The sequence below is a fragment of the Bacillus sp. EU55 genome (assembly GCF_038005925.1).
GTDB lineage: Bacteria > Bacillota > Bacilli > Bacillales > Bacillaceae > Bacillus > Bacillus velezensis.
This window is the reverse complement of the sequence record NZ_JBBOUE010000001.1, coordinates 2,461,044-2,475,088: the sequence shown is the minus strand read 5'-3', so window position 1 is coordinate 2,475,088 and position 14,045 is coordinate 2,461,044. Positions and strand designations below refer to the sequence as shown.

Below are 14,045 nucleotides of genomic sequence, written 5' to 3'. Positions count from 1 at the left end.
AGACATTTAAGTAAAACTTGTGTTATAGTTTTACTTAAAAGCGTTAATGCGATGAAGGGAGAAAAAAGAAATGAGATACTTAACAGCCGGAGAATCACACGGTCCGCAGCTGACGACAATTATAGAAGGTGTGCCTGCGGGGCTTTATATAACTGAAGAAGACATTAATTTTGAGCTTGCCAGACGTCAAAAAGGGCACGGCCGCGGACGCCGCATGCAGATTGAAACGGACAGAGCGAAGATCACAAGCGGCGTGCGGCATGCCCGGACACTCGGTTCACCCATCGCGCTCGTTGTAGAAAATAAAGATTGGACCCACTGGACAAAAATCATGGGCGCCGCACCGATTACAGAAGAAGAAGAAAGTGAAATGAAACGCCAGATTTCAAGACCGAGACCGGGACACGCAGATTTGAACGGTGCTATTAAGTATAATCACCGCGATATGAGAAATGTGTTAGAACGATCTTCCGCGCGTGAGACAACGGTTCGCGTGGCTGCCGGAGCCGTCGCTAAAAAGATTTTAGCGGAGCTTGGCATTAAAGTCGCCGGGCATGTCCTGCAAATCGGCAGCGTAAAAGCAGAGAAAACCGATTACACATCCATTGAGGATCTCAAACGGGTAACGGAAGAATCACCGGTCAGATGCTACGATGAAGAAGCTGGCCGTCAAATGATGGCAGCCATTGATGAAGCGAAGGCAAACGGCGACTCGATCGGCGGAATCGTTGAAGTGATCGTCGAAGGTATGCCGGTCGGTGTCGGAAGCTATGTCCACTATGACCGTAAGCTGGACAGCAAGCTCGCTGCTGCCGTTCTGTCGATTAACGCGTTTAAAGGCGTAGAGTTCGGCATCGGTTTTGAAGCGGCCGGTAAAAACGGCAGTGAAGTTCATGATGAAATCGTATGGGATGAAGAGAAAGGCTATACACGCGCCACAAACAGGCTCGGAGGATTAGAAGGCGGTATGACGACGGGAATGCCGATTGTCGTCCGCGGCGTTATGAAACCGATCCCTACTTTGTACAAGCCGCTGAAAAGCGTCGACATTGAAACGAAAGAACCGTTTACAGCGAGCATTGAACGTTCAGACAGCTGCGCGGTTCCGGCAGCAAGTGTAGTGGCTGAAGCAGCAGTGGCCTGGGAAATCGCAAATGCCGTCGTCGAACAATTCGGGCTTGACCAGATCGACCGCATTAAAGAAAATGTTGAAAACATGAAAAAACTATCGAGGGAATTCTGATGAAAGAGCTTGAGGTTCGGACAGCTTCCTCCGCATATCCCGTGTATATCGGTGAAGGCATAAGGAAACAGGCCGCTGCCCTTTTGTCTTCACTGAACAGGCCGCTGACAAAGATCCTTCTCGTCATCGATGCTGAAGTTGACCGGCTATACGGTGATGAGATGTTCCGGCTTTTAAACGAAACATGGCCCGTGAAAAAAGTGATCGTTCCAAGCGGAGAAGAAGCGAAGTCTCTGAAAGAGTATGAACGGATTCAAACGGAAGCGATCGCTTTCCATATGGACCGCTCCTCATGTATGATCGCCTTCGGAGGCGGCGTGACGGGTGATTTGGCCGGCTTTTGCGCAGCAACTTTTATGCGCGGAATTGATTTCATTCAAATGCCGACGACACTGCTTGCCCATGACAGCGCGGTCGGCGGCAAGGTGGCCGTCAACCATAAACTCGGAAAGAACTTAATCGGCGCGTTTTATCAGCCGAAAGCGGTGATTTACGATACGGAGCTACTGAAAACCCTGCCGGAACAAGAGCTGAGATCGGGTATGGCTGAAGTGATCAAACACGCGTTTATCGCCGATCATGCTTTTTTAGAAAAACTTCTCACGTTTGACACGTTGCAAGGACTGACAAGCGCTGAGCTGAATGAAATGATTTATAAAGGAATTTCAATCAAATCGGCCGTCGTGCGTGAGGACGAAAAGGAAGAGGGGATAAGAGCTTTTCTGAATTTCGGCCATACGCTCGGCCATGCCGTTGAGGCGGAATACGGCTACGGCCGGATTACACATGGAGATGCGGTCGCCCTCGGCATGCAGTTTGCCCTTTACGTGAGTGAACAGGTTGCGGGATGCAAGATGAACAGAAAAGAACTCACGCAATGGCTGATTGGGCTCGGCTACCCGGGAAGCATCAGACAAGATATTGAAACGCCGGTTCTCTCCGCCCGGATGATGAATGATAAAAAAACGCGCGGAGGCATGACACAGTTCATCGTGTTAAAGGAATTAGGCGAAGCGCGGGACTGCATGCTTTCAAAAGATGAGCTCGAAAATTTGCTGAATAAATGGCGAATGGAGGAAACAGCATGATGATACGCGGCATTCGCGGAGCAACAACGGTGGAACAAGACACCGAACAAGAAATTTTAGAAAAAACACAGCAGCTGCTTGAAAAAATCATTGAACAAAATGGATGCAAGCCGGAAGACGTTGTACAGATCCTGTTATCCGCCACGCCTGATATCCATTCCGTATTTCCGGCAAAAGCGGTCCGCCGCCTTTCCGGGTGGCAGTACGTCCCGGTGACGTGCATGCAGGAAATGGATGTTACCGGCGCTCTGCAAAAGTGTATCCGTGTCCTGATGACGGTTCAGACGGATACGCCTCAGGATGAAATCAAGCATGTCTATTTAGAAAAAGCCGTTGTGTTAAGGCCGGATTTATCATTGACAAAAAATACTGACATGTAATACGATAAACAAAGCTTAGAAATACACAAGAGTGTGTATAGAGCTGGTAAGTAAGATATTGAACAGTTGAGTTTAGAATAGGGTAGCAGAGAATGAGTTTAGCTGAGCTGAGATAAACACGTTTTTATTCTGCCCAAAAGAAGCCTTTCTTTTGGGTTTATTTCTTATACGCAAGACTCCTCTCACTCTTCATCTCATTCTCCTTACCGTAAGGAGGAGAATCATGAATTTACAATCGGATGTTTCTTTATTTTTAAAGGACAGTCTGACACACCGCACCATTCCAATCGCAGAGACTTTTACGGTCGACACGATCACACCCATTCAGATGGTTGAAAAACTGGACAGAAACATTACGTATCTTTTAGAAAGCAAGGATGAGTCGTCAAGCTGGTCGAGATACTCTTTTATCGGCCTTGATCCTTTTATCACGATTAAAGAGAGTCATAACACATTCACTGCCGCTGATCCAAATGGGCATACGCTGTTTGAAGCCGGAGAATTAAAAGCCGTGCTTGACTGGATGAATGAGAGCTTCCGCATTAAAACACCCGAGCTTGATATCCCATTTTCGGGAGGGGCGGTCGGTTATCTGAGCTATGACATGATTCCTTTGATTGAGCCTTCCGTGCCAAGCCACGCGAAAGTAACAGATTTCAAAAAATGTATGCTGTTTGTCTGCCGGAAAATCATCGCGTACGACCACGAAACGAAACAAGTGCATTTCATTCAATATGCGGAGCTTAACGGTCGGGAGACGGAGGAAGAAAAGCGGGCCGTTTTTAAAGAAAATTGCGCCGAGCTTCGTAAGCTTATCGGTATTTTGACAGAATCGAAAGATATGAAAGAGCCGTTTTTTTCTAAAGAAACGTTTGACACGCCAAGTTTTGCCGATGTGACATCCAATTATACGAAAGAAGAGTTTATGGCCGGCGTCAATAAACTGAAAGAATATATAAAAGCGGGAGACATTTTTCAAGGGGTGCTTTCGCAAAAGTTTGACATTCCGGTATCCAGACATTCATTTGAGCTGTACAGGGTGCTCCGCATCATCAATCCTTCACCCTATATGTACTATATCAAACTGCCTGACAGAGACATTGTCGGGAGTTCGCCTGAACGTCTGATCCGCGTGCATGACAGGCACCTGGAAATTCATCCGATTGCCGGAACGAGAAGAAGGGGCGCCGGAAAAAAAGAAGATGAACGCCTGAAAAAAGAGCTGATGAATGACGAAAAAGAAAAAGCTGAACATTACATGCTCGTCGATCTTGCGCGCAATGACATCGGCAGAGTTGCGGAGTACGGTTCCGTAGCCGTTCCGGAATTCACAAAGGTCGTTTCTTTTTCACATGTGATGCACATCATCTCTGTTGTAACCGGCCGTTTAAAACAGGGCGTCCATCCCGTTGACGCGCTGATGTCAGCATTCCCGGCAGGAACACTCACGGGCGCTCCGAAAATCCGCGCGATGCAGCTTTTAAATGAATTAGAACCGACTTCCAGAGAAACCTACGGCGGATGTATCGCTTATATCGGATTTGACGGGTCGATTGATTCGTGTATTACCATCCGCACCATGAGTGTCAAAAACGGTACGGCATCGGTGCAGGCGGGCGCGGGAATAGTCGCCGATTCCGTCCCGGAAGCCGAATATGAAGAAAGCTGTAACAAAGCGGGGGCGCTTTTAAAAACGATTCAAATCGCAGAAGACATCTTTTCTGGCGGGGAGGAGAAGACGGATGAACAAATTTCTGCAATCGTGCGTTAATGGCCGTACGCTGAAAATTGGAGAAGCCGAAAAGCTGATGGAGATGATGATGAACGGGGACATGTCGCAGTCTGAGATCGGCGGGATTTTATCGGTATTAGCCCACCGGGGTGAAACGGCGGAGGAGCTTGCCGGATTTGTAAAAGTGATGCGGGCGCGGGCACAGACATCAGGTGGCTTGGCGGATGTCGTTGATACGTGCGGAACAGGCGGAGACGGGATTTCTACGTTTAACATATCCACGGCAGCGGCGATTACAGCTTCTGCCGCCGGAGCTAAAGTTGCCAAGCACGGAAATCGCTCCGTTTCGTCTAAAAGCGGCAGCGCGGATGTGCTGGAAAAGCTGGGGGTTTCCATTCAAGCCACTCCAGAAAGCGTTAAACGCAGCATTGAAATGAAACAAATGGGGTTTTTGTTTGCGCCGCTGTTTCATTCGTCAATGAAGCACGTCGCCGCCGCAAGAAAAGAGCTTGGCTTCCGAACCGTATTTAATCTGCTGGGCCCGCTCAGCAACCCGCTGCAGGTGAAGCGGCAGGTGATCGGCGTCTATTCATTTGATAAAGCGCGCCTGATGGCAAGCGCTTTGGAACAATTTGATGTCAGACACGTCATGCTTGTCTCTGCCCGTGACGGATTAGATGAATTGTCCATCTCAGCACCGACCGATATCATTGAACTGAAAAACGGTGAACGTCTGGAATATTCCGTTTCACCTGAACAATTCGGTTTTGCAGAAGGTTCATTGAAGGATATTCAAGTGAGTTCATCGGAAGAAAGCGCGCTCCTCATTCAGAATATTTTTGCAAATAAAGCTCCGTCATCCGCTCTGCATATTACCGCCTTAAATGCGGGCGCGGCCATTTATACGGCAGGTCTTGCAAACGATCTGAAAGAAGGAATGAAAACCGCCTTAGAAGCGATTCAAAACGGAGATGCCAAAAGGCAGCTCGAACGTCTGAAACAGAAAGAGGAAGAAATGTATGCTTGATCAAATCATTCAGCAGAAAAAAGAAGAAATTAAATCCATCGTGCTGCCGGAAACCTGTCAAATTGAACGGAGATCCTTTAAAAAAGCGCTCCTGAACCCGAACCGTTTTATCGGGCTGATTGCCGAAGTGAAAAAAGCTTCGCCGTCTAAAGGATTGATTAAAGAGCATTTTGTTCCGGAAACGATTGCGGCGGATTATGAAGCGGCTAAAGCCGACGCCCTTTCAGTTCTCACGGATACCCGTTTTTTTCAGGGGAGAAATCAATTTCTGACAGATGTTAAACAAACCGTGTCTCTTCCCGTGCTGAGAAAAGATTTTATTATTGATTCCATTCAGGTGGAGGAATCGTTCAGGATCGGCGCCGATGCCATTTTGCTGATCGGGGAAGCGCTGGAACCTTCAGAGCTTCATGAGCTTTATCTGGAAGCCCGCGAGAAGGGCATGGACGTTCTCGTTGAAGTCCATGATGAAACTGTGCTTGAACGGATTTTACAAGTGTTTCAGCCGGACATTCTCGGCATAAACAACCGGGACTTAAAAACGTTCCGTACTTCTGTTTCGCAAACGGAAAAAATAGCGCAGCTTGTACCGGACGGCTGCCTGCTGGTCAGCGAAAGCGGCATCGGTTCTTTGGCTGACCTGCAATTCGTCAACAAGCACGGGGCGCAGGCTGTATTGGCCGGAGAATCCTTAATGAGAGAGGATTCGCAGCAAAAGGCGATCCGCGGACTGTTCGGGGAGTGACGATATGAAAAAGCCTGAGTTAAAGTACTGCGGAATACGATCGAAGCGTGATTATGAACTTGCGGCAGCTTCAGAAGCGGATTATCTGGGATTTATTTTTGCCGCAAGCAAACGGAGAGTAACGCCGGATGAGGTCCGGAAATGGAAAGAGCAGGTCCGGACAGACAAGAAACATGTCGGAGTATTTGTAAATGAAACGATAGAAAACATCGCGCAAATCGCCTCTGATCTGGCACTTGACGTCATCCAGCTTCACGGTGATGAATCGCCTGAGGATGCCCGCCGCCTCCGTCCGCTTGTGCGCTCGGAGATATGGAAAGCGCTCCATCACGGGGAAGGGACGCTCCGTCAGATGGCTCAATTTGCACCTGCTGTCGACGGCTATGTCATTGATTCTTCAGTAAAAGGAATGAGAGGCGGCACGGGAATCGCGTTTTCATGGGCCCGTGTCCCCTTGTACCGAAAGCAGGCTCAAAATGCAAACAAGCGCTGTTTTATCGCGGGCGGCGTTAATCCTGAAACGATTACAGGCTTACTGAGATCGCGTCCGTGCGGTATAGATCTTGCCAGCGGAATTGAAAAAAACGGACAAAAGGATCAAACACTGATCCGGCTTTTAGAAGAAAGGATGAATCACTATGTATCCATATCCAAATGAAATCGGAAGATACGGCGAATTCGGCGGCAAATTTGTCCCTGAAACATTGATGCGGCCCCTTGAGGAAATCGAAACGGCTTTCACAGAATTAAAGAATGATCCCGTTTTTCATGCCGAATATAAAAAGCTATTGTTTGATTACTCCGGAAGACCGACCGCATTAACGTTCGCAGACAGGGTGTCAGAGTATTTGGGAGGGGCGAAAATCTATCTGAAAAGAGAAGATTTAAACCATACCGGCTCTCATAAAATTAACAACGCGCTAGGCCAGATTCTGCTTGCCAAAAAGATGGGCAAAACGAAAATCATCGCCGAAACCGGTGCGGGACAGCACGGTGTGGCTGCCGCGACAGCCGCCGCAAAATTCGGTTTTAAGTGTACGGTTTTTATGGGTGAAGAAGACGTTGCGCGCCAGTCGCTGAACGTATTCCGGATGAAACTGCTCGGTGCGGAAGTGGTGCCGGTCACAAGCGGCAACGGCACGCTGAAAGATGCGACGAATGAGGCAATCAGGTATTGGGTCCAGCATTGTGAAGATCATTTCTATCTTATCGGTTCTGTAGTGGGTCCGCACCCGTATCCGTATATCGTTCGCGAATTCCAGAAAATCATCGGCGAGGAAGCGAAAGAACAGCTCCGCCGGGTTGAAGGAACGCTCCCGGATAAGATTGTTGCATGTGTCGGCGGCGGAAGCAATGCGATGGGCATTTTTCAGGCCTTTTTAGACGAAGATACTGAGCTGATCGGCGCCGAGGCGGCCGGAAAAGGAATTGATACGCCGCTGCATGCGGCAACGATCGCAAAAGGGACGCTCGGGGTGATTCACGGTTCAATGACCTATTTAATACAAGATGAATACGGGCAGATAATCGAACCGTACTCCATTTCAGCAGGCCTTGATTACCCGGGGATCGGCCCTGAGCACGCCTATCTGCATAAAAGCGGCCGTGTAACGTACGAAAGCGTGACAGACGATGAAGCGATTGCCGCGTTACGTCTGCTTTCTGAAACAGAGGGTATTCTTCCGGCTATTGAATCTGCCCACGCTCTGGCAAAAGCGTTTGAAATGGCAAAAGACATGGATAAAGATAAAATCATTCTCGTCAGTTTATCGGGAAGAGGAGATAAAGACGTTCATACGCTGATGAATGTTTTGGAAAACGGGGTGGAGACACATGTTTAATCTGCGAGATTCTGAAAAATTATTTATCCCTTTTATTACAGCTGGCGATCCGCTTCCTGACATTTCTGTTGAGCTGGCAATATCATTGCAGAATGCAGGCGCTTCTGCCCTTGAAATCGGCGTTCCTTACACAGATCCGCTCGCGGACGGACCCGTCATACAACGGGCTTCAAAACGGGCTCTGGAAAACGGAATGAATATCGTAAAAGCAATTGAACTTGGCGGCAAAATGAAAAAAAACGGCGTTCATATTCCAATTATCCTCTTTACGTATTATAATCCTGTGTTACAATTAGAAAAAGAATACTTTTTCGCTTTACTGCGGGAAAACGACATAGACGGTCTGCTTGTACCCGACCTTCCATTAGAGGAAAGCGCCCTTTTGCAAATGACATGCAAAAAGGAGAACATCGCTTATATCTCACTGGTTGCGCCGACAAGTGAAGACCGTTTGAAAATAATTACTGAACAGGCCTGCGGCTTTGTGTATTGTGTATCCTCTTTAGGAGTGACGGGCGTACGCAGCGAATTCGATCCGTCTGTATACTCTTTCATTCGTAAGGTGAAAGAATTCAGCTCTGTTCCGGTGGCGGTCGGTTTTGGCATTTCAAACCGCAAACAGGTTGACAGGATGAATGAAATATCTGACGGTGTCGTTGTCGGCAGCGCGCTTGTCAAAAAAGTTGAAGAGCTTAAAACAAAGCTTGTGAATCCCGGAACAAGAGCTGATGCGCTTCTTGAATTTGAAGAATACGCAAAGACGTTCGGACGACTGTACAGTGTAAAATGAGGTGACTGGATTTGCAGATTAAAGAACAGCTGCGGCAGCTGAAACCGTATCAGCCGGGCAAACCAATAGAAGAAGTGAAAATGGAATACGGGCTTGAGAAAGTAGTAAAACTCGCTTCTAACGAAAATCCGTTCGGCTGTTCACAGGCCGCTAAAGATGCGCTGCATCAGGAGATTGAGCAGCTTGCGCTGTATCCCGACGGTTACAGTGCCGCTTTGAGAACGCGGCTCAGTGAGCATCTGCAGGTCAGTGAATCTTCTATTATTTTCGGCAACGGCTCTGATGAGCTTGTGCAGATTATCTGCCGTTCTTTATTAAATGATCAGGCAAACACGATTACCGCCGCCCCGACTTTCCCGCAATACAGACACAATGCGGTGATTGAAGGCGCTGAGGTGCGCGAGGTGCCGCTCCGCAGTGACGGCGCTCATGATTTGGACCGGATGCTGGAAGCAATTGACGGCAAGACGAAAGTCATATGGGTATGCAACCCCAATAATCCGACGGGGACATATACTTCTGAGCAAGAGCTAATTGCCTTTTTAAACAGAGTTCCCGAGCATATACTCGTTGTACTTGATGAAGCGTACTACGAGTATGTTACGGCGGAAGATTACCCAGAAAGCATTCCGCTTTTAAAGCAATATGCGAATGTCATGATCCTCCGCACCTTCTCTAAAGCGTACGGACTTGCCGCGCTGCGTGTCGGATACGGCATTGCGGACGAAGCGCTGATCCGCCAGATTGAACCGGCGAGAGAGCCGTTCAATACGAGCAGAATCGGTCAGGCTTCGGCACTGGCAGCGCTTGATGACCAGACATTTATTCAGGAATGCGTCGAGAAAAATAAAGCAGGCCTTAAGCAGTATTATGATTTTGCAGAAACTCACGGATTAACTTGTTATCCTTCACAAACCAACTTTGTGCTCATTGATTTTAACCGCCCGGCGGATGAACTGTTCCAAGCCCTGTTGGAAAAAGGATATATCGTCCGCTCAGGACAGGCGCTCGGATTTCCGACAGCGTTAAGGATTACGGTCGGTACGAAAGAGCAGAATGAGGAAATTCTCACAATTTTAGCTGCAATATTATAAGAGGTGATCAGGCATCACCTCTTTGCTCTATTAAAATAGTTGAAAAAGGAAATGAGTGAAATGAAGGATACTATATTGCTTGCGGGGATCGGGCTGATCGGCGGATCGATCGCATTGGCCATCAAAAAGGAGCATCCGCATAAACGGATTATCGGTGTGGATATTTCGGAAGAACAGCTCACTGCCGCGCTGAAGCTCGGAATTATTGACGAGCGGGCCGGCTCATTTACGGAAGGGGCGCAGCAAGCGTCTGTTGTCATTATCGCCACGCCTGTCGCCCAAACGCTGAAAATGCTCGATGTGCTGGCCGCATCAGACATCACCCATGAACTCCTGATTACGGATGTCGGCAGCACGAAACAGAAAGTCGTCAGCTACGCCGACAAAGTGCTTCCGGCTCACTATCAATTTGTCGGCGGCCATCCGATGGCGGGATCTCATAAATCCGGGGCCGCTGCCGCGAAAGAATTTTTATTCGAAAATGCGTTTTACATTTTAACACCCGGAAAATCAACTTCTAAAGAGTCAGTAACGCATCTGAAGGAACTCTTGAAAGCGGCAAACGCCCACTTTGTGGAGATGACTCCCGAGGAGCATGACGGCGTAACGAGCGTCATCAGCCATTTCCCTCATATCGTTGCTGCAAGCCTCGTACATCAGGCTCATCATGCTGAAGAAGATTATCCGTTTTTGAAACGTTTCGCAGCCGGCGGTTTTCGGGACATCACCAGGATCGCCTCAAGCAGTCCGGCGATGTGGAGGGACATACTTCTTCATAACAAAGATAAACTGCTTGACCGCTTCGAAGAATGGAAACGGGAGATTGACACGATCGAATCTTATGTAGAAAATGAAGATGCGGACAGCCTGTTCGGATATTTTAAAAAAGCGAAAGATTATCGCGACGGTCTGCCGCTCCGTCAAAAAGGAGCGATCCCGTCCTTTTATGACCTTTATGTCGATGTTCCCGATCATCCGGGGGTCATTTCGGAAATTACGGCGATATTGGCAGAAGAAAAAATCAGTATCACCAACATCCGCATTATCGAAACAAGAGAAGATATTAACGGAATTCTCAGAATCAGTTTCCAGACTGATGATGACAGGAAGCGGGCGGAAACCTGCATTCAATCCCGCGCTAAATATGACACATTTTACGCTGACTGAGGTGGAAAACATTGAAAAGAGAAAAAGTGACGTCTTTAAACGGTGAAATTCATATTCCGGGGGATAAATCCATCTCCCACCGTTCTGTTATGTTCGGAGCGCTTGCGGAAGGAACGACAACGGTAAAAAACTTTTTGCCCGGAGCCGATTGTCTGAGCACCATTGCCTGCTTCAGAAAAATGGGTGTCTCCATTGAACAAAACGGAAGTGATGTAACGATATACGGGAAGGGCATTGACGCACTTTGTGAGCCTGACAGCCTTCTTGATGTCGGAAATTCCGGCACGACCATCCGCCTGATGCTCGGCATTTTAGCCGGACGCCCATTTCACAGTACGGTAGCGGGCGACGAAAGTATTGCAAAGCGCCCGATGAAGAGGGTGACGGAGCCTTTAAAACAGATGGGAGCCGCGATTGACGGAAGAGCGGACGGAGGATTTACGCCTTTATCCGTAAGAGGCGGACAATTGAAAGGCATTGATTACGTCTCCCCTGTTGCAAGCGCGCAGATCAAATCCGCCGTGCTGCTTGCCGGATTGCAGGCTGAAGGGACGACGACCGTCACTGAGCCTCATAAATCAAGAGACCATACGGAACGGATGCTGAACGCTTTTGGCGCCGAGCTTGCGGAAACGGAGACGAGCGCTTCCGTAACGGGCGGTCAGAAGCTTCGGGGGGCTGATATTTTCGTGCCCGGCGATATTTCTTCAGCGGCCTTTTTCCTCGCCGCAGGCGCTGTCGTTCCCGGAAGCCGGATTGTGCTGAAAAATGTCGGCCTGAATCCGACACGCACGGGAATGATTGATGTCTTAAAGCAAATGGGGGCTTCACTTGAAGTGATTCCTTCAGAAGCGGACAGCGCGGAGCCTTACGGAGACCTGGTTATTGAGTCTTCAGATCTGAAAGCGGCAGAAATCGGCGGAGAAATCATTCCCCGTTTAATTGACGAGATCCCGATTATCGCCCTTTTGGCAACGCAGGCTGAAGGCACAACTGTCATAAAAGACGCTGCGGAGCTGAAGGTGAAGGAAACGAACCGGATCGACACCGTCGTATCAGAGCTCCGGAAAATCGGTGCAGACATTGAACCGACTGAAGACGGCATGAAAATACACGGCAAAAAAATGCTTGCGGGCGGAGCCGATGTGTCAAGCCACGGCGACCACCGCATCGGCATGATGCTCGGTATCGCTTCATGCCTGACAGAAGAGCCGATTGACATCCGTGATACTGAGGCGATCCATGTCTCATATCCGTCATTTTTTGAGCATTTAGATCAATTAGCCAAAAAAGCCTGAAGACGATTCTTCGGGCTTTTTTCTTCATGAGTCATAAAATCTTGGGCTTTGACATAGCTTGTCTTAAACAGAAAAATAAAAGAAAGGGGGAATGCGTTTTCGTTACAGAAACAGCCGGAACAAATTGCGCTGTTTGCGTATAAAGATGCCGTCCCCTTTTTTGCCGTTTTCCTCTTAACCATTTTCTGATAAACTATAATGCCGGGTGAAGCATCTTATTTGCGGGCAGGCCCTGTCTGAATTATGATAAGAATAACCCGAATAAAAACCCTTTTCATTGGTTGATGAGGTATAGGAAAAGAAAGGACCGGTCTGATTTGAATACATTGATTCAAGAAGCCATAAAATTAGTTGAAGCAGGTGAAACCGAAAAGGGACTCAAAGCGCTTTCAAAAGCTGAAACGCAGCTTCATGACGAAGACAAAGCCATTGCAGCCCAGCTCTACTATGAATGGGGAAACGCCGAAAAAGCGTTAGCGCTGATCAGTGATCTGCATGACCTTTATCCGGATGAGTCTGAGCTGACGAATTTTTACGCCGAATTGTTAATAGATATTGATGAAGAAGAAAAAGCTCTTGAGGTGCTGGAGACGATTTCTCCGGAAGACCCGTCTTACGCGGAAAGCCTTCTTTTAATGGCTGATCTGTATCAGATGCAGGGCTTATTTGAAGTAAGTGAGCAAAAGCTGTTACAGGCGAAAGCGATGTTACAAGATGAACCTGTTATTGATTTCGCTCTGGGGGAATTATACTTCACTCAGGGGTCATACGCAAAAGCCGTTCCGTACTATGAAGAGACGGCAAAAGAACGGCACGAAATCGGCGGCGTAAATGTTCATCAGAGGCTGGCTGAGTCATTGAGCGCGGCGGGCGAATTTGAGGAAGCGATTTCATGGTATGAAAAAGCGGCGGCAGAACATACAGAACCGAATACGATTTTCGGGTACGGGTTCACAGCCTATCAGGCGGGAATGGTCAAAACAGCCATCAAGCAGCTGTCTGATTTAAAAGGGCTTGATCCTTCCTATTCATCGCTTTATATGCCGCTTGCAAAAAGCTACGAGGCAGAAGGCATGTATGAAGATGCATTAAAAACCGCTAAAGAAGGTATTACTTACGATGAATACAATAAAGAGCTTTTTCTCTATGCGGCGAAAATGGCGTTAAAGCTCGGCAACGAAGAGGAAGGCAAAAAGCTTCTTCAGGAAGCGCTGGCGCTCGATCCGGGTTACGTGGAAGCGCTCCATACGCTTTTAGCCGTCTATCATAAAGAAGAAAGCTTTGAAGAGATTATTGATCTGATTCAGGAAGTCCGCGGCTACGGAGAAGAAGATCCGAAATACAATTGGTATTTGGCGGGTGCCTATACAGGCCTTGAGCAATACGCTGAAGCGAAAAAAAGCTTCGAAGCTGCGTATCTCCATTATCAGGATGATCGGGATTTCTTATATGAATACGCTCACTTCTTATTGGAAGAGGGCCTCCAGAAAGAAGCGCTGCCGCTTTTAAAACAAGTGCTTTCAATGGATGGAACAAACGAAGAGCTTGAAGAAACAATCTTACGGATAGAGGATGAATTTTTAAGATAAGCAGGATTTTGGACCATGCTTGCTGAATGTATAAGTGATGTCAGATTATAC

The 14,045-nt window shown here is 48.0% G+C and carries 13 protein-coding genes; all 13 read left to right on the top strand.

All coding sequences use genetic code 11. From position 1 onward, the window contains the following. Positions 1 to 70 precede the first annotated feature (70 nt). The gene (gene aroC, locus NYE50_RS12660; RefSeq protein WP_003153459.1) at positions 71 to 1,243 is read left to right on the top strand and encodes a chorismate synthase; all 1,173 of its coding nucleotides are present in this window, start codon (positions 71 to 73) and stop codon (positions 1,241 to 1,243) included. Then, positions 1,243 to 2,331, top strand: coding sequence for a 3-dehydroquinate synthase (gene aroB, locus NYE50_RS12655; RefSeq protein WP_014305310.1), 1,089 nt, complete (start codon positions 1,243 to 1,245; stop codon positions 2,329 to 2,331). The genes aroC and aroB overlap by 1 nt, the downstream gene beginning before the upstream one ends. Next, the gene (gene aroH, locus NYE50_RS12650; RefSeq protein WP_003153463.1) at positions 2,328 to 2,711 is read left to right on the top strand and encodes a chorismate mutase; all 384 of its coding nucleotides are present in this window, start codon (positions 2,328 to 2,330) and stop codon (positions 2,709 to 2,711) included. Before aroB ends, aroH begins: the two co-directional genes overlap by 4 nt. A gap of 223 nt (positions 2,712 to 2,934) precedes the next feature. Next, the gene (gene trpE / locus NYE50_RS12645; RefSeq protein WP_159354319.1) at positions 2,935 to 4,482 is read left to right on the top strand and encodes an anthranilate synthase component I; all 1,548 of its coding nucleotides are present in this window, start codon (positions 2,935 to 2,937) and stop codon (positions 4,480 to 4,482) included. Next, on the top strand, positions 4,454 to 5,470 hold the full coding sequence (trpD, locus tag NYE50_RS12640) for an anthranilate phosphoribosyltransferase (protein ID WP_172870085.1): 1,017 nt from the start codon (positions 4,454 to 4,456) through the stop codon (positions 5,468 to 5,470). The genes trpE and trpD overlap by 29 nt, the downstream gene beginning before the upstream one ends. Beyond that, the gene (gene trpC, locus NYE50_RS12635) at positions 5,463 to 6,215 is read left to right on the top strand and encodes an indole-3-glycerol phosphate synthase TrpC (protein WP_172870084.1); all 753 of its coding nucleotides are present in this window, start codon (positions 5,463 to 5,465) and stop codon (positions 6,213 to 6,215) included. The genes trpD and trpC overlap by 8 nt, the downstream gene beginning before the upstream one ends. A gap of 4 nt (positions 6,216 to 6,219) precedes the next feature. Beyond that, positions 6,220 to 6,873, top strand: coding sequence for a phosphoribosylanthranilate isomerase (locus tag NYE50_RS12630; RefSeq protein ID WP_172870083.1), 654 nt, complete (start codon positions 6,220 to 6,222; stop codon positions 6,871 to 6,873). Next, the gene (trpB, locus tag NYE50_RS12625) at positions 6,854 to 8,056 is read left to right on the top strand and encodes a tryptophan synthase subunit beta (RefSeq protein WP_172870082.1); all 1,203 of its coding nucleotides are present in this window, start codon (positions 6,854 to 6,856) and stop codon (positions 8,054 to 8,056) included. The genes NYE50_RS12630 and trpB overlap by 20 nt, the downstream gene beginning before the upstream one ends. Then, positions 8,049 to 8,846, top strand: coding sequence for a tryptophan synthase subunit alpha (gene trpA / locus NYE50_RS12620; RefSeq protein WP_017418034.1), 798 nt, complete (start codon positions 8,049 to 8,051; stop codon positions 8,844 to 8,846). Before trpB ends, trpA begins: the two co-directional genes overlap by 8 nt. An 11-nt stretch (positions 8,847 to 8,857) precedes the next feature. Next, positions 8,858 to 9,940, top strand: a complete 1,083-nt coding sequence (gene hisC, locus NYE50_RS12615; protein ID WP_014418253.1) for a histidinol-phosphate transaminase — start codon at positions 8,858 to 8,860, stop codon at positions 9,938 to 9,940. A 51-nt stretch (positions 9,941 to 9,991) separates the two neighbouring features. Next, on the top strand, positions 9,992 to 11,107 hold the full coding sequence (locus NYE50_RS12610) for a prephenate dehydrogenase (RefSeq protein WP_172870081.1): 1,116 nt from the start codon (positions 9,992 to 9,994) through the stop codon (positions 11,105 to 11,107). Between the two features lie 11 nt (positions 11,108 to 11,118). Then, a complete protein-coding gene (gene aroA / locus NYE50_RS12605) occupies positions 11,119 to 12,405 on the top strand; it encodes a 3-phosphoshikimate 1-carboxyvinyltransferase (protein WP_095272869.1) in 1,287 nt (428 codons plus the stop codon). Between the two features lie 317 nt (positions 12,406 to 12,722). After that, on the top strand, positions 12,723 to 13,994 hold the full coding sequence (locus NYE50_RS12600; protein ID WP_014418250.1) for a tetratricopeptide repeat protein: 1,272 nt from the start codon (positions 12,723 to 12,725) through the stop codon (positions 13,992 to 13,994). Positions 13,995 to 14,045 lie beyond the last annotated feature (51 nt).

Coding starts and splice junctions, on each gene's coding strand:
- aroC (WP_003153459.1), top strand. CDS start 71: ATGAGATACTTAACAGCCGGAGAATCACACGGTCCGCAGCTGACGACA.
- aroB (WP_014305310.1), top strand. CDS start 1,243: ATGAAAGAGCTTGAGGTTCGGACAGCTTCCTCCGCATATCCCGTGTAT.
- aroH (WP_003153463.1), top strand. CDS start 2,328: ATGATGATACGCGGCATTCGCGGAGCAACAACGGTGGAACAAGACACC.
- trpE (WP_159354319.1), top strand. CDS start 2,935: ATGAATTTACAATCGGATGTTTCTTTATTTTTAAAGGACAGTCTGACA.
- trpD (WP_172870085.1), top strand. CDS start 4,454: ATGAACAAATTTCTGCAATCGTGCGTTAATGGCCGTACGCTGAAAATT.
- trpC (WP_172870084.1), top strand. CDS start 5,463: ATGCTTGATCAAATCATTCAGCAGAAAAAAGAAGAAATTAAATCCATC.
- NYE50_RS12630 (WP_172870083.1), top strand. CDS start 6,220: ATGAAAAAGCCTGAGTTAAAGTACTGCGGAATACGATCGAAGCGTGAT.
- trpB (WP_172870082.1), top strand. CDS start 6,854: ATGTATCCATATCCAAATGAAATCGGAAGATACGGCGAATTCGGCGGC.
- trpA (WP_017418034.1), top strand. CDS start 8,049: ATGTTTAATCTGCGAGATTCTGAAAAATTATTTATCCCTTTTATTACA.
- NYE50_RS12610 (WP_172870081.1), top strand. CDS start 9,992: ATGAGTGAAATGAAGGATACTATATTGCTTGCGGGGATCGGGCTGATC.